At 46.1% G+C, this 20,657-nt stretch carries 16 protein-coding genes and 1 tRNA gene; 11 read left to right on the forward strand and 6 right to left on the reverse strand.

What is annotated here, in order from left to right; translation table 11 throughout:
* Positions 1–73: 73 nt before the first annotated feature.
* The 8 genes from SAPGRDRAFT_RS04810 (at position 74) to SAPGRDRAFT_RS04845 (ending at position 11,152) form a co-directional block, all read left to right on the forward strand.
* The gene (locus tag SAPGRDRAFT_RS04810; protein ID WP_002657631.1) at positions 74–3,505 is read left to right on the forward strand and encodes a caspase family protein; all 3,432 of its coding nucleotides are present in this window, start codon (positions 74–76) and stop codon (positions 3,503–3,505) included.
* A 238-nt stretch (positions 3,506–3,743) separates the two neighbouring features.
* Positions 3,744–4,661, forward strand: a complete 918-nt coding sequence (locus tag SAPGRDRAFT_RS04815) for an alpha/beta hydrolase family protein (RefSeq protein ID WP_253271270.1) — start codon at positions 3,744–3,746, stop codon at positions 4,659–4,661.
* 829 nt (positions 4,662–5,490) lie between these two features.
* Positions 5,491–6,000 (forward strand): hypothetical protein, encoded by a 510-nt coding sequence (locus SAPGRDRAFT_RS04820; RefSeq protein ID WP_002657634.1) that lies wholly within the window; start codon positions 5,491–5,493, stop codon positions 5,998–6,000.
* 432 nt (positions 6,001–6,432) lie between these two features.
* Entirely contained in the window at positions 6,433–7,146 is a 714-nt protein-coding gene (locus SAPGRDRAFT_RS04825; RefSeq protein ID WP_002657636.1) for a YebC/PmpR family DNA-binding transcriptional regulator, read from the forward strand.
* Between the two features lie 97 nt (positions 7,147–7,243).
* Positions 7,244–7,332, forward strand: a tRNA-Leu gene (locus SAPGRDRAFT_RS04830).
* A 77-nt stretch (positions 7,333–7,409) separates the two neighbouring features.
* Entirely contained in the window at positions 7,410–8,627 is a 1,218-nt protein-coding gene (locus SAPGRDRAFT_RS19810; protein ID WP_002657638.1) for a PD-(D/E)XK nuclease family protein, read from the forward strand.
* Positions 8,628–8,737: 110 nt separating this feature from the next.
* Positions 8,738–10,195, forward strand: a complete 1,458-nt coding sequence (locus SAPGRDRAFT_RS04840; RefSeq protein ID WP_002657640.1) for an AAA family ATPase — start codon at positions 8,738–8,740, stop codon at positions 10,193–10,195.
* 9 nt (positions 10,196–10,204) lie between these two features.
* Positions 10,205–11,152: a DUF4435 domain-containing protein gene (locus SAPGRDRAFT_RS04845; RefSeq protein WP_156001833.1), complete on the forward strand. Its 948-nt coding sequence runs from the start codon at positions 10,205–10,207 to the stop codon at positions 11,150–11,152.
* A gap of 46 nt (positions 11,153–11,198) precedes the next feature.
* On the opposite strand, the gene SAPGRDRAFT_RS04850 is transcribed toward SAPGRDRAFT_RS04845, so the two are convergent.
* The 5 genes from SAPGRDRAFT_RS04850 to SAPGRDRAFT_RS04870 all read right to left on the reverse strand — a co-directional run bounded on the left by SAPGRDRAFT_RS04850 (position 11,199) and on the right by SAPGRDRAFT_RS04870 (position 15,854).
* Complete coding sequence (locus SAPGRDRAFT_RS04850) at positions 11,199–11,711, reverse strand: phosphoglycerate mutase family protein (RefSeq protein ID WP_002657643.1); 513 nt, start codon at positions 11,709–11,711, stop codon at positions 11,199–11,201.
* On the reverse strand, positions 11,708–12,403 hold the full coding sequence (locus SAPGRDRAFT_RS04855) for a WG repeat-containing protein (RefSeq protein WP_002657645.1): 696 nt from the start codon (positions 12,401–12,403) through the stop codon (positions 11,708–11,710). The genes SAPGRDRAFT_RS04850 and SAPGRDRAFT_RS04855 overlap by 4 nt, the downstream gene beginning before the upstream one ends.
* Positions 12,400–13,371, reverse strand: coding sequence for a methyltransferase (locus SAPGRDRAFT_RS04860; RefSeq protein WP_002657646.1), 972 nt, complete (start codon positions 13,369–13,371; stop codon positions 12,400–12,402). The genes SAPGRDRAFT_RS04855 and SAPGRDRAFT_RS04860 overlap by 4 nt, the downstream gene beginning before the upstream one ends.
* A 181-nt stretch (positions 13,372–13,552) precedes the next feature.
* Positions 13,553–14,578, reverse strand: a complete 1,026-nt coding sequence (locus SAPGRDRAFT_RS04865; RefSeq protein ID WP_002657648.1) for a radical SAM protein — start codon at positions 14,576–14,578, stop codon at positions 13,553–13,555.
* On the reverse strand, positions 14,565–15,854 hold the full coding sequence (locus SAPGRDRAFT_RS04870; RefSeq protein WP_002657650.1) for a glycosyltransferase: 1,290 nt from the start codon (positions 15,852–15,854) through the stop codon (positions 14,565–14,567). The genes SAPGRDRAFT_RS04865 and SAPGRDRAFT_RS04870 overlap by 14 nt, the downstream gene beginning before the upstream one ends.
* 423 nt (positions 15,855–16,277) lie before the next feature.
* On the opposite strand from SAPGRDRAFT_RS04870, the gene SAPGRDRAFT_RS04875 reads away from it, so the two are divergent.
* Positions 16,278–18,104, forward strand: a complete 1,827-nt coding sequence (locus tag SAPGRDRAFT_RS04875; RefSeq protein ID WP_156001835.1) for a sigma 54-interacting transcriptional regulator — start codon at positions 16,278–16,280, stop codon at positions 18,102–18,104.
* Here the strand turns inward: SAPGRDRAFT_RS04875 and SAPGRDRAFT_RS22830 are convergent.
* Positions 18,101–18,256, reverse strand: a complete 156-nt coding sequence (locus tag SAPGRDRAFT_RS22830) for a hypothetical protein (protein WP_002657655.1) — start codon at positions 18,254–18,256, stop codon at positions 18,101–18,103. The genes SAPGRDRAFT_RS04875 and SAPGRDRAFT_RS22830 overlap by 4 nt on opposite strands.
* A gap of 33 nt (positions 18,257–18,289) precedes the next feature.
* Here SAPGRDRAFT_RS22830 and SAPGRDRAFT_RS04880 point away from each other — a divergent pair, with 33 nt between their 5' ends.
* Complete coding sequence (locus tag SAPGRDRAFT_RS04880) at positions 18,290–19,486, forward strand: M20 metallopeptidase family protein (RefSeq protein WP_002657658.1); 1,197 nt, start codon at positions 18,290–18,292, stop codon at positions 19,484–19,486.
* Between the two features lie 86 nt (positions 19,487–19,572).
* On the forward strand, positions 19,573–20,229 hold the full coding sequence (fsa, locus tag SAPGRDRAFT_RS04885) for a fructose-6-phosphate aldolase (protein ID WP_002657660.1): 657 nt from the start codon (positions 19,573–19,575) through the stop codon (positions 20,227–20,229).
* Positions 20,230–20,657 lie beyond the last annotated feature (428 nt).

The following is a 20,657-nucleotide window of genomic DNA, read 5'->3' on the forward strand; positions in this document are numbered from 1 at the left end:
CACAGCCCGACCCGGCCAAAGGCCGGGGCAGCCCCAAAATAAGAGCATAAGGCTTTTCTTAATAAGCAGTATAATGATGCGTTATTTCCTATTGTTGCTCCTGCTTTGGAGTAGCGGGGCACTTTTGGCCCAAAAAGAAGATATTGAATTGGTGGTGAGCCAAGGCCACCACAGTAATGTCCGCTGCCTAGCCTTTTCGGAAGATGGGCGTTTTTTGGCCACGGCTGGCGATGACCGCAGCCTGCGCATTTGGTCGATGCGGCTACAGCAAGAGTATAAAGTCCTTTGGGGCCATAAGGCGGCTATTACGGATGTTGGTTTTTCTAAAGATGGGCAGTTTTTGGTCTCTATCGGCAGTCGGTTGCTTTGTATTTGGTCTATGCCTGAAGGCAAACTTTTGCATCAGATAGAGGTAGATGCCCAGAGCAAACGCCTACAATTTTCGGAGACTAAGCCAGGGCATGTGATGGTCCGACTACCCGAGGGCATAGCCTGGGTAGATTTAAAAACGGGGGCCATAGACTACAGCCCAAAGCCCTTTATGCGCAATTGGAGCAACTGGATTTTGGGGCAAAAAACAGCCCGTGTGATTATTCCAGAACGGCTTGATAGCATTTGGGCCTATAGCCTAGCGGGCCAAAGAGAACAACTATTTGTAGGCAAAGGGAGCTATTACAAGCTGCTGCTTTCGCCCAATGAGAATTATCTGGCGGCCTATTCCGGCAGCCGCATGGCCATAGATGTTTGGGCCTATAGCAGCGGGAAATTCATAGGCAGTATTGAGGGGCTCAATCCGGTACAAGACTTTTGTTTTGATATATCGGGCGAGCGGCTCTGGATTATGGACCTACATGCCGAATGCAAGGTCTATAGCTGCCCTCAGCTCCAAGAAGAGCTAGTGGTCAATAAGAAAAGTTGGGGCAAAGAAGGCCTTGGTCAAGGCGATTTGGTGCAGGTAAATATTGGCCAGCAGATTCGCCCCAGCCCCAATGGGCAGTTTATGGGGCTGGCCATTACTCGCACCGAAGTGAACCGCAAGACGGGCAAGATGAATGACCTCAGAGGACTGCAGTTAGTGGATGCCCAAACGGGCAAAGAAAGGGGGCTATTTAAGGGGCACTTTAAGTGGATCACCCAATTGGGCCTCTCGCCCAAAGGCGATAAACTCCTCTCTGTTAATATGGGTAAAACCCGAGGGCTGCGCTCTTGGTCCATCAAAAAAGGAGAAATTGAACGCTATATCCATAGCTCCCAAAGCCTTAGCCAAAGCCAAGATAAAAAACAACTGGCCCTACTTGAGTTTCATGAAAAATCTAATCCAGAACTAACGGTCTACCAACTCCCTAGTTTTAGAAAGCTGGCCAAAAAAAAGGTAGACAATTGCAGTGCCTTTGCCCTAAGTGGCGATGGCAAAAAAATAGTCGCCCTACAAGTAGATGTCAATCTTAAAAACCCCTTAAATAACCGCTTCTATTACTCTATTTGGAAGCTGCCCAACTACAAACTAGAACAAGAAATTGAGATTGAATCTAAGGAATCTGCCCTACCCATATTTAAAAGTCTATTGCTTGATTCTGCTGGCGACTACCTCCTGGCCGCCGCCCAAAACCAAGCCTACAGCCTAGAGCTAAGCAGCCAAAAACGTACTCGATTTGCCCTGCCTAGCTCGGCTACTTATTGGCGAATGCTCTGCCTGCATCCGCAACAGCCCGCCCTACTCTTTGCGGTCAGTGAAGTCGTCTATAATCAAGAGAAAAAAAGAGTAGAGGAGCTAAGCAAGCTGCTGCTCTACAACTATAAAACAGGCGAACTCATCGAGGAAGTAAGCAGCCCCAAAGAGGGCATTATCCAAAGCGCAGCCTTTAGCCCAGATGGCCAATATTTATTGACGGGGCAAACGGCCTATCAGGAGGTCATCAACTTTGATGTGCTGCTCTGGGATTGGCCCCAAAAACAACTGCTCTGCCAATTTGAAGGACATAATGGCGGCATCAATGACTTGGCCTTTGACCCCCTCGGCAAAAAGGCTTATAGCTGCTCAGAAGATGGATTGATTAAGGCCTGGGATATAGAAAAATGTGCCCTGGCCGCCTCTTTTATTGGCTATAATGAATTAGATTACCTCATTATCTCGCCCGAAAATTACTATAAAACGAGCCGAAGCAATACCGCTGGGCTCGGCTTTAGATATGCTGGCGACCTCTATACCTATGATCAATTTGATCTCCGATTTAACCGCCCCGATAAGGTGCTCGCCCCCTTCACCAAGGCCCAACGCAAACTAAATATTTATACCAAGGCCTGGAAAAAAAGAGTGCGGCGACTCGGCTTTACCGAAGAACAACTAGAGCGCAAACTCCAACTCCCCGAACTCCAAATTGTCAATCAATTGCAACTGCCCATTTATGTAGAAGATAGCCTGATTCAATTCCAGATTCTAGCCTTCGATGAGCAAGAGGAACTCAAAAAACTCCGCATCTTTGTCAATGGCGTGCCCTACCCTCAAGCTGAAGGCATCGAGCTAAGCAGCAGGGCCGGCGATAGTCTTCGCCAAGAGCTAAGCATTCCGCTGGGCCAAGGCCCCAACAAAATTCAACTCTCAGTGGTCAATGCCGCAGGCCTAGAAAGTGCAAAACAGAGCTTTCAACTCGCCTACCAACCCAAAGAAAAACAAGCCAGCCAACTCTACTTTTTGGGCCTTGGAGTCAGTGAGTTTAGAGATAGTAGCCGCAATTTGAAGTACCCCCAGAAAGATGCCCAAGATTTAGGCAAGGCCCTAGCCCATGCCAGAAAAGAGGAAGGGGTTCACCAACTTTTACTAGACCCCAATGCCCCTCTAGAGCAACTGCAAAAAAGCGCTAGAGCCTTTATGCTACAAGCCAAAATCAATGACCAAATTGTCTTTTATATCTCTTCGCATGGCCTGCTAGACGACAGCCTAAACTACTATCTAGCCCTCCCCAACAGCCAATTTGAGCAACCCCAAAATGGAAGCTGGGCCTATGATGATATGGAGCAATTACTAGATGGGCTCCCCTGCCGCAACCGCCTGCTCCTGCTTGATGCCTGCCACTCTGGAGAGGTCGATAAGGAGGTAGAAACCGAGAAGAAGTCGGTCAGTAGCTTTGCCCAAAACATCCTCAAAAGAAGCAAGTCGGGCAGTACCCTGATTCGGCCCAAAACAGGACTCAACAACTCTTTTGCCTATATGAAGGCCCTCTTTTCGGACCTAGAACAGCAGCGGGGAGTCACGGTTATTTCTGCCGCTGGCGGCTTCGAGCTGGCCTATGAATCCGATGAATGGGGCAACGGCCTCTTTACCTACGCCCTTTTAGAGGGCATCAAAAGCAAGAAAGCCGACCTCAATAATGATGGCCAAATCCCCATCCTAGAACTGCGGGATTTCCTTAGCCAAAGGGTGCTAGAGCTCAGCCAGGGCCAACAGCAACCCACCGCCCGTCAATCCAATGTTTTCAATAATTTTATCCTCTACCGTTATGATTAGTTTCTTTTCTTTTGGGGCCTCCGCTGCGGCCAAAGGCCTTGCGGCGCTACGTTCCGGGGCTCGCAAGTCTGCTCGGCCCTTCGGCGGCATAGCCGCCTCGGTCTGCGGCTGCGCCGCCCCCCTCCACATCGCTAGGCCAAAACCAAAAACTGCCCTAGGGGCAGCCAAAAAGGGCCTTTCGGCCCTAGTACTAAATGCGCCGAATACCGCCCAACAGGCTGGCAAGTCGCCCTTTCTTTTGGGCCTTTTGCTGCTGTTGTTCTTGGGCCTACTGCCCGCCTGCCAGCCTGCTCAATCGGCAGAGGCAGAGCCCGCCCCCCTCCTTGCCAATAGTAACCCAATAGATAGTTTGCCCCCAAGCCAACTCCCCCCCGCTATTCGCCAAGAGCCACAGCCTCGGCTAGCCCTATTTAGCGACAGTCTGACGACCCTAAGGATTGGGGGGCATCAGGTGGATATACAACTGCCCAAGACCCCCTTTAAGGGCAGTGTGATTATTTTGCCTGGCTATAATTTCCCGAAGGAGGATGCCTGCCAAAAAGCCCCTCTCTTTTGCCAGACCTTTTTGGAGGCGGGTTATCTACTCATTATGCCCGAGATGGGACGCTCCTTATATAGTAGTCAGTATTTTCCAGAAACCCAGGCTCGTTACAAGCGCTATCCCGACCAAAACTGGGTATTAGATAGTCTGCTCCCATATTTGCAGCTAGAATATGGGCTATTAGTAGATGGGCAAGACAATTTCTTAGTGGGCATTTCTACGGGGGGCCGAGGAGCGGCTCTTTTGGCCTTGGCTGCGCCCGAGTGTTGGACCGCAGTGGCCTGCCTGTCTGGAGATTTTGACCAAAGCCAGATGCCCAATGATGGACTGATGCGCAACTTTTATGGACCTTATATACAATTTAGTCAGCGCTGGAAAACGGTGGATAATGTTATTGCTCGCATAGACGACTGGCAAACCCCTATTTTTATTGGGCATGGCGGAGCCGATAAGGTGGTCCCGCCTGCCCAGTCTAAACAACTTTTTGATAGCTTGCAAAGCCGTTTAGATCAGGAGCTACTCTATTACTCTGCTCCCCCCAAGGCCGAGCACAACTATGCTTATTGGGGCGCTGAGGCCAAAAACATACTGGCCTTTTTTCAATCATTGCCTTAGCGGGCTGTTTTTTGTCTTGCTTTCTGCTTTGCCCCCTAGTTGCTTGCCGCAGCTAGGGGGCTTTGTTGTTTGGGCTATGCGCTAGCTGAGACTATTTAAAATATGCTGCATTTATTTTTTATCGCCTAGGGACAAGCCCCTAGGCTAGCTTTTCGGACAGCCCTCTGCGAGGGCCTTTATTTTATTCCAACATACAAAATATTGAGGTTTCTCCTCGGAAGGGGTTACCCTACCCCTCAAGAGGGGTTACCCTACCCCTCAAGAGGGGTTACCCTACCCCTCAAGAGGGGTCACTCTACCCATCGGAAGGGGTTTCCCTACCCCTCAAGAGGGGTCACTCTACCCCTCGGGAGGGGTCACTCTATCCCTCGGGAGGGGTTACTCTACCCATCGGGAGGGGCTGCCCTACCCCTCAAGAGGGGTTTCCCTACCCATCGGGAGGGGTTACTCTACCCCTCAGGAGGGGTTACTCTACCCCTCGGGAGGAAAATACTAGCAATAAAGAGGGGGAGATGGATTTAAAGACAATATAAAAACAGTCATTTACTCCTTTACATCACTACAGCTGAGCAACTTTTACAACCTTCTGACTGATAGCAATGCGCAGGCCCTCAGCTAGAAATAGTCCTTAAAACAACTGCTAACAAGAGCCAAAACTCTATAAAACACAAAAAAATAGCCTATTAAAGTATTTTTTATTAGTTATAACTTGCATTATAAAATTATTTACCCTATGTTTATAACGCAAATAACGCAAGAGCACATTGCTTTTACTAAAGAGCTCTAGTTGTTAGACATCTAATTCTTAATCAAATAAATACCTAGTACTATGTCTAGAAGAAACATGATTAGCATTGAATTGCTTGCGGCTACGGTCCAGCAGATTCAGAGCGCATTCGAGACTATTGAGCAGTTGCTTGATGGTCATGTTGTAAACATCAGCCCGGAGGATCGTCAGCGTTATGGGAGTATAGATGAGCAGGCCAAACTATTTATCTTTAAGGCGCATGATTTTTATCGGGCCAAGGGGCAGTTGCTTCCGAGCTACTTTGATACTGTGGAGTATGAAAAAGACTTTGAGGGGCGTAAACTATTTGAGCGTTTTGAACAAAAGGCGGTAGAATTACAGGAAAAAATTCGCGACACTCGGACGCTTTTGGATTATGATACCCTTCAGTATTCTTATAGTCTGTATCGACATCTAAAGAACATGAGCCAGGAAGACATTCCGGGCATTGATTTTTGGTTAGAGGAGATATCTCAGTTTTTCAAGCGTAGCGTTAACAATGGTTTGGAAGAGCAGAGCAATGATGAGGTGGAGCCGCCTATTGTTGAGTAGTTAGTTATTGTTTTAGATTTTGTGTTTATATATTGGTTACAGGCAAGCTCTACTTTTGTGGGGCTTGTTTTTTTTGTGGGTTTGGGTGGCGGCAGCAATGGCCCGCAGGGCCAAACGGCCACAACAAAGCCTTTAGGCTGCAGTTCGACGACTGAAAGGAGTAACCGATGCGGCAGCAATGGCCCGCAGGGCCAAACGGCCTAGCGATGCGGCGGGGTGGCCGTCAGGCCAGACCGAGGAGCGAAGCGACGAAGGGCCGAGCAGACCTGCGAGCCCCAAAGCGTAGCGCCGCAGCGAAGCTGCGGAGGCCCCAAATAAAAAGGCTGAAGTAAATTCTTGTTATCTTGCTGAAGCTTTGTTAAATTTGGGGCTTGTTTTTGGGGCTTAGGGTCCTGAGCAGATATTAACAAACCGTATTACGAATAATATATCATGGGAAGAGCATTTGAATATCGTAAGGAGCGCAAGATGAAGCGTTGGAGCCAGATGGCCAAGGTATTTACAAAAATTGGAAGAGAGATCGCATTGGCGGTAAAAGAGGGGGGCCCTGATCCGGAGAACAACCCGAAATTGCGTTTGGCGGTACAGAATTCCAAGGTGGCGAACATGCCTAAAAAGAACGTAGAGGCGGCCATTCAGCGGGCGACCTCTAAGGATGCGGAGGACTTGCAGGAGGTGGTATATGAGGGTTATGGGCCTCATGGTGTAGCTTTTATTATTGAGACCTTGACGGACAATCCGACTCGGACGGTGGCCAATATGCGTTTTTATTTTAGTCGTTCTAATGGTTCATTGGGGACCTCGGGTTCGGTATCTTTTATGTTTGATCGTCAGGGTGAGTTTATCATTGATGCCGAGGGGTTGGATATGGAAGAGTTGGAGTTGGAATTGATTGATGGAGGAGCCGAAGAGATTGAGGTGAATGAGGATCAGATTTGTATTTATACGGCCTTTGAGGACTTTGGGAACATGCAAGCCAAGTTGGAAGAGTTGGGATTGGAGGTAAAAGAGGCTAGTTTGCAGCGTTTTGCCAATGCGAGTAAAAAGTTGGAAGATGCGGATCAAATTGCTGAGATAGAGAACCTTATTGATAAGTTTGAGGATGATGACGATGTGCAGAAGGTTTTCCACTCTATGGAAATTTAAAATTTAGGCAAAAAAGTAGGCGCTTTATTTGGACAAAACAATTGGAGCGCCTATATTTGCATCGCACTTGAGGAAACGATAGTGCATAATTACTCTTGCCCAGGTGGTGGAATTGGTAGACACGCTACTTTGAGGGGGTAGTGCCTAATTACAGGCGTGCAAGTTCGACTCTTGTTCTGGGCACCAAAAAATCTCGATATCGGAAGATGTCGGGATTTTTTTTTGTAGCTTATAGTCATTCCTAAACCAAAGACTTCTAGTCAATGACTAAAAACTACCAATCACTGCTACGGGCAGTAGAACGAGAGCGAGAATTTCATAATAAGACAGCTAGGATTACAGGGGCGAACTACAATGTCTTTAGTCTATTGCAATTAGATCGAAAAGAAGATAAACTACATAGTCCCTTTATAGCGGATTTACTCCATCCTCAGGGCAGTCATCAGCAGGGGACAGTATTCTTAAAGGCCTTTATAAACATGCTCACTCAGAAATTTGAGGATCTATCTAAACTAAGCAACTTAAAAGCAGAGCGGACTCGAGTCAATACTGAGGAATTTATAGGCAAAGTGAGAGCAAATGAAGGTGGTCGCATAGATATCTATATTACAGATGGGCTACACACTATTGCAATCGAGAATAAAATTGATGCGGACGATCAAGAGAATCAACTATTGCGTTATGCTAATCATTTGAAAGGGAAAGAGAATACGGCTTTGCTCTACTTAAATCTAAAAGGGAGAGCTCCTTCAGAAAAGAGTACTAAGAGAAAATTAGTAGAAGGTACAGACTACTATGGGCTTTCTTATCAGAAAGATATTTTAACTTGGTTAGAGGACTGCAAGCGTATTGCAGTAGATCTACCTATTCTTAGAGAATGTTTGAAGCAGTATATTAACACTATAAAAGAACTTTGCGGAATGAGCCTAAACGAAGACAAAAAGAAAGAAATAGAAAAGCTTATTAAGCATCATTTTGGGGCCGCATTAGATATTGCCACTCATTTTGAAGCAGTTCGGCTTCAAATTATAAATGATTTTAGGATAGACCTTATTGACTACTTAACAGAAAACCTAGATAGTGCCATTTATCGGGTAGAGCCTTGCTTCGAGATTAACGCTAAGTACTCTAAAATTGTAATTCTGCCGCATAAAGAAAAGCACCCTTATAAACTTTACTTTAACATTGAATCCTTTAGTGCTGAGGGGTATTGGGGAGGCGACCTATATGTTGGTCTTCTCGCTAACCCTGGTCGTGGAGGCCTCAGTGACCAAGAAAAAAAAATTCTATCGGGAGAAGGCTTAAAGGGCTGGCTTCCTAAAAAGGAAAACTTAAATGTAAACACCAAAGAAGAAGCAACACTCAAACAGCTTAGTCAAGAAAAAAGTCGTAAGCAGCTAGTAGAACAACTAGGGCTACAGTGCGTACAGTTTATCCAAGAGCATGAGGACTTGCTAAAAAATTTATACAGGAAGTTTTAGGCTGCGAGGCAGAGGAAGTAAGCTAGGAAATAAAAAAGCATTATGGATTAGTACTTAAGCTCTAATTAAACGTATCTTACTTCTAATTAAAACACCTAATATAGAAACAAATGATTCGCATAAATCATATACATATAGATGGGTTTAAAGACTCTGAAGACCAAAAAGATATCCAACTAGCCCGTGGTCCTATTACAGTTATTTATGGAGAGAATGGCTCTGGTAAAACCACTTTACTTCAACTGCTTTTTGCCTTTCTTAACAAAGATGAACTTACACTCAACCGTCAACAAGTACAAAAAATAGAAATTAACTACACAATTGACGGCCTAGAGAAAGTAGCCTCTGCTAAAAACATAAGTACCTGGACAGTAGGTTTTGAATGGAATAACTGGGAAGAGCTCACACAAATCAAGAGTATCTTTCTAAGCGTTATGAGAAGTTCTAATGAAAGCAAAACAAGAGCAACACACGATAACCAACACTTTATTTTAGGTGATTTTTCGGATGAACGAGACTTAAGAGAAACGCTCAAAAAACTAGAACAACTACTTTTTGAGGCTAATAAAGAGCAATATCTTGGTGTACTTCATAGCTCTATACGGAAAATAAGATTAGCTATAGATGATTTTTATCATAATTACAAAATGGATTTCAAGGGAGCCTCTCCTAAAAAATTACTAGAGATTCTAAATCAATTAGATTTACTGATTAGTATTGCTTCTAAAAAGGGAAGCCAAGAATTCAGTTCAAAATTGCAAGAATTAAGTAGTAAGCTTCAGCATTTTTGTACCATGAGCGGCTATTCAGATCTTGAACCAATTAAGTTTGAGGATGATATGAGCCATATTCCTCACTATAATGTTCATCAACTATCTGCTAACGAAATCAGTAAAATTCTGACTAACTATTATAAAGCAGGGCAAGAACAAATTAGAGAAAATATCAACTTAGCCTTTTTTGACACTATTGAAAAAGCAATAGAAATAGAGACTGAAAAAAATAGCTTTGATCTTCCTAAGGATTTTAATACCCGTATTGCTAGACATGCTGACTATATTCTTCAAGCAGTACAAATTCACACATCAAGTCTAGCTGATAAAGTTCGTATGTTCTTAAAGGAAGGGGAAAATGCTCCTATCCCAGATAGTAAAATATTTAGAGCTCTTCTTCTTGAAGTGCTAAAAAGTGCTGAGCAAAAAAATCTAAAGCTTGAGGCTATAGAAAAACTTCAAGAAGTTTTCAATTCCCATTTGTACAAAGGCAAAAAACTAATTATAACAAAAGAACAAGCCTATATCTCTATAAAAGAAAATAGAGGGCATACACTCCAAGAGTTATCAAGTGGTGAAAAGCAACTACTAAATATATTGACTTTCATTCTTTTATTGAGTAGAGAACGAAAACTCATCCTAATTGATGAGCCCGAAATCTCTCTTAACATAAAATGGCAGCGCAACTTCATTCCACTCTTGCAAGAGCTTAATCAAGATGCACAAATCATTGTTGCTTCTCATAGCCCTTCTATTGCGTACAAAAAAACAGAAACACTAGTAGAGTTGCTCTAAACCCTTAGTTTGATGATCTCAAATGATATTCACGAATGTTTAGCTGCTGCAATTATGGCTGGCAGTCCCACCATCCTCATAGAAGGAAAAGACGATGAAGAAGTCTATACCAATATTAGCAATGAACTAGGGCTAACATTAGAGTTTCTCCCCATAGATTTTGTAGACACAACTGGCTATGGGGTTTTGGGTAATTGTGATCAGCTTGTAGCTAGCCTAAGGGACTTAGACAACAGCTGTAAAGACCCTAAATGGATCAAATTTATTGGTGGAGTTATAGACCTAGATAGTCGCAGCTTTGCCAATCAAATTAGTAGGCCGCCTAGGAATCTATACATATTAAAGATGTATTCTATTGAGTCCTACTTTGTTAATCAGGAGAGCTTTATTGCCGTATTCAATAGTCTCAACTCTGCACCTATTTCCAATGCGCTTAAAGACAGTTACTACAATGATTTTAATAGCTTCTTTGCCCCTGTAGAAGAGGAGCTTTTTTGGGTGGCTACAGAGGCGCTACAAAATGTTTGTGGGGCTAATCCTAGTCCTGAAATTACATACGGTGTTGACTTTAGTTTTAAAGGCTATATGCAAGCGCCTTCAGTCAACCCTAAGCGGCAGATAGTTGATCGGATTCAAGCTAAAAAGGAAGCTTTAAGAAGTTGGTTAAACAATGCTTTTAGTACTGCCGTTATACAAAAACAGCTCATCATTAAGGGGAAATGGTGGCTATCCGTTTTTTTAGATATTATTGTTGAATATGCTAAAAAGCTAGAAGCAGACTGCAGTTTCGCCCCTTCTGGTCCTTGTCGCTATTGTGCTATAGAAGATAAAGGTAACTGTCAATTCAAACTCAAAGTTAAAAGTCCAACGCCAGCGGCACTTAAGGCAATGGCCTATCAGACCTCCGTATCTGATCAAGATCCTGGGCTCTGCAATTTTCTGGAGTTGTTTAATTAAAAAGCAAAGCCGCCAGCTTATTTATATAAGCTAACGACTTTATACCCTACTCCAAATTCCACCAAAGCTTCCCCCCTACTCCCCCATCCGCTCCAATTTCTAGCTCCCAAATACTACCCAAAGGCGTATGGCAACCATAGGGACAAGTATAGGGGTAGTCGAGTAGCTCTTTCTTGGGGTCCAAATACTCCAAAATCATATTGATGGGCCCACAATGGCTAAAGATGACCGCGGGCCGAGCCCACAACTGCTCCTCCTCCCCCCGATACCAATCCTGCACTCTTTGTTCTAATGACTCATGCGGCTCTATTTCTTTCTCTCTTTCTCTTAATGCCTGCACTATCTTCGGCTGCAAAGCTGGCACAAGCTGGGCATAGGGCGCATAGGTTTGCCCTACCCGCAAATAATCGCTACAATATACGGCCTGAATATCTTTCTTTGCCAAATATTGGGCTATGGCTAGGGCTTGCTTTTGTCCTTTTCTGCCCAAGGCTGGCCCCGGAAAACCCCGATATTCTTTGGGAGCAGGCTGGGCGTGACGCACTAAATAAAGCTTCATATTTTATGTTGGCAGTCTCCTTTTTCGTTAATAATTTCATGCTCCCCCGCTTGGTTCTGCACCAATGCAAAGCCATTGTAAAAGGGCTCTAGCTGCAAAAACCGACGATTATATACGGGCCGCCCCGCCAAATCGATATGCAACCAACCCGCCTCATCTTTGGCCCGAGCAAATCCTTTGTGAAAAACATCTAACTCTAGATAGCGATAAGGATGTAAGGCCCTGCCCTGAGAATCAATATGCAAACAATAACCATCGGCCTGACGAACACAGGCGTAGCCATCTCTAAAGTCGCCCGCATAGCAATAACGCGCCCCATAAAGCGGATCTCCCTGCAGATCAATATGGAAGTATTCGCCGCCTTTTCGGACCGTGCAAATGTCTTGCTGATAGTTGCCACACCAGTCATAACGCTCCCCATAAATGGCATGTCCTTTTGTGTCTATATGAAACTGCCCTTGCTCAGAACAGACCGCCGCCCGATCACAATAATAACCAAAGGTCCGCAAATACCGCTGAGGGTATATAGCCACTCCAGTTGTATCAATATGATAACTACCACTATGATCTTCTACAGGCGCCAAACCCGGCGCATGAAACTTTAATACCGACTTAAAAGGGCCAAAAATAGCCCGCTCTTCCAAGCAAAATCCATTGCCCTCCGCATTGACTTTTATGTTTTTCCAATTCATCTTTTCTCAAATATCAATATAGATTGTAAATCATTTAAGGGGCGCTTTTCTAAATAAATAAAGCCTGTTTGCTCCGCCAATTTCCGATAGGCCGCTAAGGTCCGCTCTTGGCTCTTACAAATGGCCAACATGTTCAAACTAAGCAGCTCGGCCCCATCGGCTAGCTGCTCTTTTAGGATTTCTAAGATATACAAGCGCCCTCCTTTTGGCAAGGCGGCATAAACGTTTTCCAATATTTTCAAGGCCGCTTCATCTGGCCAATCATGTAGTACTCTAGCCAGAAAAATATGCTCGGCGACTTGGGGAATAGGCGCAAAAAAATCTACAGGAATAGGCCGAAAAGGCAAGTCTCCCGCTGGCAATAAAGCCAATACCTTGGGCTTGTCTAATAAATAAAATGTAGGCCCAGGATAAACTCTCGCCAAGTCCTTGAGCAAAGCCCCCAAACCGCCGCCAAGGTCCATTACAGCTTTGGCTTCCGACAAATCTAATTGCTCAGCCAAATTTGCATAATCATCCCGCGCATACTCATTCATGGCCAAATGATACACCCGATTGCTCTCGGGATGCTCATCCAAATAATCAAAAAAAGGCTGCCCGTAAATATGGTCAAAGGCAGGTTTGTCTTCTAAAACACTATAGGCCAAATGCTGCCAAGCCCGCAAATGCTCCTCCCCCCAAAGCAAACAAGCATACTTCAAACTTTTAGGATGTTCCTCCGCCAGCTGCGCCCCTTTTTTAGCCAAAATATACTGCCCATTTTCTTCTGTTAAGGCCTCCAATTGCTCCAATGCCGCCAATAATAACTGCAAACTTGCCCGCTTGGCCCCTAGCTTTTCGGCCAAATTGGCCAAACTAAGCGGCCCCTCCCAAAGCAGATCAAATACCCCCAACTGACAGGCGGTCCGCAAGGGCAAATAATGCCAATAACTGCTAAAACTATTCTTCAACTCCTGACTAATACTCATCTTTTTCTGTTCTACATGATTTGATTTTGGGGCCTCCTGCCTACGGCAGGCGCTACGCTTTGGGGCTCGCAAGTCTGCTCGGCCCTTCGGCGGCTTTGCCGCCTCGGTCTGGCCTAACGGCCACCCCGCCGCATCGCTAGGCCAAAAAAGGCCTGCGGCTGAGCTAGAGAGCTAAAACCGCCTACTTCCGCATCGTACAGCCTTGGCAAAGGGGCTTTTCCTTATAATTTTCAACCAACTCTAAGTAGGCTTTGCTTTGCAGGACCTCCACAAGGCTGCGGTCCTGAATATTACCAAAGTCGCCTAAGGCTTGCCGCTGCTCATCAGGGGCGCAGCAAGGCGATATTTTCCCCGTGGCCGAGACCCAAAGTTCTTTATTTAGAAACGGACAGTCGTAGTCTTCCGGGACCGCCTCTGCTGCGCCTGCAGTTAGCGGGACAATATTTTCTAGTAAAACAGCTTTGCCATTGGGCAGTAAATATTGGTCTCTAGCCGCATAGGCCTCTTCTACATATTGGTTCCATTGGGCCATGCTTTGGGCATCCTTACGGAAAGATAAGTCCTTGATTTCATCAAAATGATCCCACAACTGATGCCCTTTTACCCGATCTACGCCAAGACTAGCCGCTAGCTTAATAATATCGGCCAGTTCCTGCATATTGTTTTGCATAAAGGTCAATTGGAAACTTACTCGGCAATAATAGCCCGTTTCTGCAAAATGCTGGTCTCGTACAGCCACAAAGCGACGGACATGATCTACACACTGCTCAAAGTTAATCCCTGGCATGACTTCCTCGGCTGTTTTGGCGGTGGCCGCATTCCAAGAGATTTTAATGTCTGTCGTTTGTGGTACAATCAGTTTGGCCCAAACTTCTACGGGCTTTTTAGGAAAGGTCCCATTGGTGGTGAGGTTAATTTTGATTCCATACTGCTCACTCAAATCAAAGATTTGCTCAAAGCCTTTATACAGCAAGGGTTCCCCCATCGTAGAGGGGATAATCTCTTTGACGCCCAAGGCTTGGGCCTGCTCAAAAATCTGGACCACCCACTCAAAAGGCATACGGCGACGCTTGACGCCCGTGTTTTTATAGAGGTCCGCGATAAATGTACTATAAGGACTATGCTCCTCGCACATAATACAATGCAAGTTGCAATCTTCAGGGTTGGTGTCTATGGTAATTCGCCAAAAGTCTTTAGGCTTGGACATGCAAAATAGCTTTATACTGTTCTAAAATGGTTGCTGTATGTGTTTTAATGTCAGGGACCTCTCCAGCGGCATCATAGAGATAGCCTCTTTGGCCCAATTGCTTCATTTCTTCAGGATGTTGGATGGCCCAGGCCATTTGCTCTTGTAGCGATGGACCATCTCGGTGCTTGAAGAGCAGGCCATTGACCCCATGCGCTACATATTCCGCCATGCCCCCATAATCTGCCGTGATGACCGGCAAACGGGCCGCCTGCGCCTCATGAATCACCAAAGGAGAGTTTTCGCCCCAAATAGAAGGGACCACAATGGCATCTACCTGAGCAAAAACCTCTTGGACCAAATCTTCATTGGCATAGCCCCCACAAAATGAAATCCGCTGACTTTGCGCTGCGCTCATAGCGCTTAAGGCTTTTTGGCTTTGGCTGTCTTTCCAGCCCCAGATTTTTAACTCTGCCCCTTGCGCTAAGCCCTTAAAGGCCTCTATGAGTAAGTTGACCCCCTTGGCGGGAATATGCGTGCCGATATACCCAAAGCGAAAAGGTCCAGCTTTACGAGCTGTTTTGGGCGGACTTAAATAATGCGTCGGAAAGCCATAATCTAGATAACTTACTTTTTCCGCAGGCAAGTTAAAATCATGAATAAAGCGATTCATCAGATAGCGAGAGGGCGCAATAAAATGATCGACTAGCCCAATAATTTCTCTTGTTTTCTGCATCCGTCGGCCTATCCATCGGCTCCAATAGGCCAGATCTTCGGCTTCTTCTTCTGGATGGCCAGAAAAGAGCATTTTGTAGCAAGACTGTGCACATTTTTGGTCCTCTTGGCCCGTACAGAGCTGATAGCAGTTTTGGCCATCAAAGTTGCGCTGTAGAAACTGACCTCGGGGACACATCAGCCAGAAATCGTGCAAGGTAAAGAGAATGGGCACCCCCGCTTTTTTAAGCGCTTGGACCAAGCCCAAAGACAGATGATTAAGATGGCCAATATGAGCCACATCTGGACGGTCTTGGGCCAAAATAGCCGCCAGCTTTTGGTCCACCTGCGGCTGCCAATAGCCATCTTTGTCTCTGGGCATATTGACCAAATGAAACTCTAGGCCCTGCTCATCTTTAAAAGAACGCAGCTCAAAATCTGGCCGATAAGGTTCCTCCTCTCGGCTGAAAATGGTGAGCCGATGCCCCTGCCGATGCAGTTCTTGGCAGAGGCTCTGGCTATAGACTTCGGAGCCTGCACTGTAGCCCGGCGGATAGCCATGGATAATTTTTAAAATGTGCATTTTTTCAATTTATGGTTTAGGGAAGGCTGTTGGGAACTAGCTCAAAAGGAGGGTTTTGTCTTTGTGCTCCTTTTGAGCTCCACTTATTGCAGATAATCAAAAGGATGTGCCAAAAAAGAAAAACAACCCAAACAGCTAACAATCAATAATTTACAAAAACAAGCTAATTTAAAGCTGCTGTAAAATTTTGGAATCTATGTATTTTTTTACAGTTTCAGGATAACTTTAGGGCAATACTTAGGCGGCGAAGCCGCCGCAAAGGAGCGAAGCGACTGGCCTAGCGATGTGCAGCAGTGCGGCGCAGCCGCAGACCCAGCAAAAAACTTGTTTTTTTGTGCAGGGCCGAGCGAACAGCGAGCTGCGAAACGTAGCGCCTGCCGAAGGCAGGAGGCCCCCAAAAAAACCCTTACTTAATTTATGACCATGGCAAAAGAAAACATTTACATCAGTTGGCATTATACGACCCATGGCACTGCATTTTTGCAGCATCAGTTGGCGGCATTTTGGCGGGGCGAGCTGCAATTATCGGAAAAGCCCTTGTATAAGGAGGGGCTTTGTCAGTTGGAATTGAGCGAGGCTTTTTCGGCAAGTCGGCAGCCTGGTTTTTTGTTTGACAGGGTCTATTATTTATGTGCCGAGCAGGCTGTTTTGGACCGTTTATCTCTTCGGCGTTTAAGCTATCGAAAGAACATGTATGAGGTAGACAAAGCGGTTGCGGAGACGCAGATGCAGGAGGTTTGGAGAGAGGTGATTGCGCAGGATCTTCCGTCTTGGGTAGATGAGATGGCTTATGTAAAGGCCCATTATTCCAGTCGTTTGGGCGACTTTGAGGGGCAGATTTGGCGAGATATGCAGCATTACCCTATTGACAGCCAGCTAGCATGGTTTAGGCGAAAATCGCCTGCTGCGCCTTATTATCGTGCTCGTTTTGAGGCCGTTCATTTTAGTCAGGAAGAGCTGCCGAACTTGCGAGATGAGCAGAGCATTTTGGCTGTTTTGCAAGGCTTTTTCAAAAATATTTTGGCCCATCATGGAGCCGAGGCCAACTACATCATCAATGTCAGTTTGGGCAGTAATGAAACGCAGGTGGCTTGGTTTGTTCTGGCCGAGGCGGGGCTTTTGCCCCCCAACTGTCGATTTATCAAGGTCTATGATGTTAAGACCAAAGGCAAAGACCCTCGTTTCAAGAATTTCCAAATTCAGGAGATTCCCAGCCGCCTAATTTCTAGTTTATCGGCCAACTTATATGAGCATGACAACCTACAATCGCCCTTGCGGCGTTTGGCCGACCTTAAGATGAAGACCTATATAGAGCAAGGTTTTGCCATATTGATTTTGGGCGAAAGAGGAACGGGAAAGTCCAGAATGATTTCGAGATTGGAGCGAGAAAACCGCAAGGTATTAGCCATTAATTGTGCTTCTTTTGATGATGACAACAAGGCTGAATCGGAGTTTTTTGGACATGCCAAGGGGGCCTATACGGGGGCAGAGCAAGCCAAAAAGGGCTTATTTGAAGAAGCTCGGGACGGGATTCTCTTCTTTGATGAAGTGCATCATTTGAGTAAGCGGGTACAGGGCAAACTCATGAAAGCCCTACAAACCGATGAGAACAACAATTATCGGTTTCGGCCTATGGGAGACAGTCAGGAACAACAAAGTCAGTTTACTGCTGTTTTTGCTAGCAACAAAAGTATTGAGGAGCTGCGAGAGCTTTTATTGGCCGACTTCTTTGACCGTATCTCTCAGCTCCTCATTGAGCTGCCCCCACTGCGAGAAAGTCGAGATGAAATTGAAAAAGACTGGGAAACTGTTTGGACGCAACTGCGCTTTGCGCCTAGCTACCCCTGTCCCAAATCTCCAGAGCTCTTCCGATGGCTCAAAAAGCAGCCCTTATGGGGCAACTTTAGAGATTTGCAAAAGATAGCCATCTACTATAAGGCCTTTTTAGATTTGCCCAAAGAGGCCCAACAACTAGAGGGGGTAGAGCAGCCCCTAGACTTTGCAAAAAAGGAATTTAAGGCCTATCATGGGCATTTCCCTAAGCAAACTAAGTTGCCCCGAGCCTTTCAAGAACTCTTTGATCTAGAGCTCATTGCCTCAGAGACAAAAGAAAAGACCTATAAAATTCTGGAGAAGCGCTATAAAAAGGCCTTAATTGCTTGGGTGGAAGAAAACTTTCCCGCTCAACAGGTTTGGGAGATTTTGGACATGAGCGAAAGTAGCTACTATAAGATGAAAAAAGAGGGCTAAATAGGATGATTTAGGCCTCCCTTCTCAAGAGCGCTCATGCCTCTAGCCACTTCTGGATAATCGGCAGCCTGCTGTAAGGCCGCTGTATATTCGGGCCGAAAAAGGCGCAGGGAGTAGGCCGCTCCATTTAGTTCAAATTCTATCTCTTTCATTTTTTATCTTTGAGTTCACTCAGAATAATTGACATGATTAAGATAGATAAAATAAAACAACTGGCCCAAGAACAGCTGGAGCAATGGATCAGCATTCGCCGACATCTCCACCAATATCCCGAACTCTCTTTTGAAGAATGGGAAACCGCTAATTATATCGCCTCTTGCCTAGATCGCTGGGGCATTAGCTACCAAAGAGGAATGGTCAAAACAGGGATTTTTGCCCAAATTGAAGGCAAAAATCCCGATGCGGCCTGCATTACGCTCCGTGCCGATATAGACGCGCTCCCTATCCAAGAGCAAACAGGCCTGCCCTTTAGCTCTAAAAATGAGGGCCGTATGCATGCCTGCGGCCATGATGTACATACCACTTCCCTACTCGCTACCGCCTTTATTCTGCATGAACTTAGGGAGGAGTTTGAGGGCCGCATTCAACTGATCTTCCAACCTGGCGAAGAACTGCTGCCCGGTGGCGCTAGCCAAGTCTTGGCCGAGGGTTGGCTGGACCAAAGCCTAGATTTTCCGATTTTGGGCCAGCATGTAGAACCTAGCCTGCCTGCGGGGCAGGTTGGCTTTCATCCCGGCCCCTTTATGGCCTCCGCCGATGAGCTTTATCTCTCTGTTTATGGTAAGGGCGGACATGCCGCCCGCCCCCAAGATTGTAATGATGTAATCCTGATTGCCTCGCATCTAGTAGTAGCCCTACAGCAGTTAATTAGCCGATTTAGAGACCCGCTGCAGCCTTCGGTCCTTAGTTTTGGCAAAATGAATACGGCTGGTGGCGCCACCAATGTATTGCCCGAACGCATTGATCTTGAAGGCACATTCAGAGCCTTCAATGAAGAATGGCGAGCCGAAGCCCATCAAAAAATGCAGCAGCTCTGTCAGCAAATGGCCCAAAGTATGGGTGGCCGTGCCGAGCTAGAAATTAGAAAGGGCTATCCCTACCTACACAATGAAGAAAGCCTAACGCATAGCCTGATGCAGGCCGCCCGTGACTATGTCGGCAAGGATAATTTGGTCCTCCTCCCCCAACGCATGGGGGCTGAAGATTTTGGCTTTTATGCCCAACAAATGCCCGCCTGCTTCTATCGCTTGGGCACGGGCATTGGTCCAGGTTTGCACCACCCCAAGTTTTCTCCCGATGAGAAAACTAGCCTACCTTTAGGCGCTGGACTCATGGCCTATCTGGCCCTTTTTCAGCTAAATCAACAGATCAAAAAGGCCTAGTTGTTTGCTTGCTGGCTTTTGCTTAACTTGCAGCCAATTCGCATTTTAAACATAGAGGCTCGACCTCTTCAAAGCTTTTTATTTCTATGAATTTTTTTGTGGATACGGCCAATCTGGCCCAAATTAAAGAAGCCGCCGACCTTGGCGTTTTGGATGGTGTAACCACCAACCCCTCTCTAATGGCCAAAGAAGGCATCAAAGGCGAGGAGGCCGTCCGCCAACACTATCTAAATATCTGCAAGCTTGTAGATGGCCCCGTAAGTGCCGAAGTAATTGCCACCGACTTTGAGGGCATGATTAAGGAAGGGGAAGCCCTAGCCGCCCTACATCCCAATATCGTCGTGAAGATCCCTATGATTGAGGATGGCCTGAAAGCCCTTCGCTATTTTAGCGATAAAGGCATCAAGACCAATTGTACGCTCATCTTTTCTGCTGGACAGGCAATTTTGGCCGCCAAAGCAGGCGCTACCTATGTTTCTCCCTTTATTGGCCGCATTGACGACATTAACTGGAGTGGCGTGGAATTGATCGAGCAGATTGTACATATCTACCAAAACTTTGCTTTCCGCACTCAGGTTTTGGCCGCCTCTATCCGCAATCCCTTGCATATTGTGCAGTGCGCAGAACTTGGCGCCGATGTGGTCACTTGCCCCCTTTCTGCCATGAAAGGCATGCTCAAACATCCACTTACCGATATTGGCTTGCAAAAGTTTTTGGCCGATCACGCTAAAAATAATGGCTAGTTAAAGCCCAAGAAGATAAAGGCTGCTGAAAAGTAGCCTTTTTTTTTGGGGCCTCCCGCCTGTGGCGGGCGGTTACTCCCTTTGGTCGTCGAACTTCGCCCTAAAGGGCTTGTTGTCGCTTTGGGGCTCGCAGGTCTGCTCGGCCCTGCGCGGCTTTCAGCCGCTAGGTTGTTTTGGGCCGATGGGCTAAAGCCCATTTGCGCTGAGCTATTCTGCAGCTGCAAAACGGCATCTTACAGTTGCGCTAAGCTATTCTGCAACTGCAAAACCGCATATTCCATTTGGAGGAAGCTATTCTGCAACTGCAAAACGGCATCTTACAGTTGCGGCAAGCTATTCTGCAGCTGCAAAACGGCATCTTACAGTTGCGGCAAGCTATTCTGAATTTGTGAAACGGCAGTTGTAAACTCGGGGATACTATTCGCAAT

The sequence above is a fragment of the Saprospira grandis DSM 2844 genome, assembly GCF_000275825.1.
GTDB classification, from domain to species: Bacteria; Bacteroidota; Bacteroidia; order Chitinophagales; family Saprospiraceae; genus Saprospira; species Saprospira grandis_A.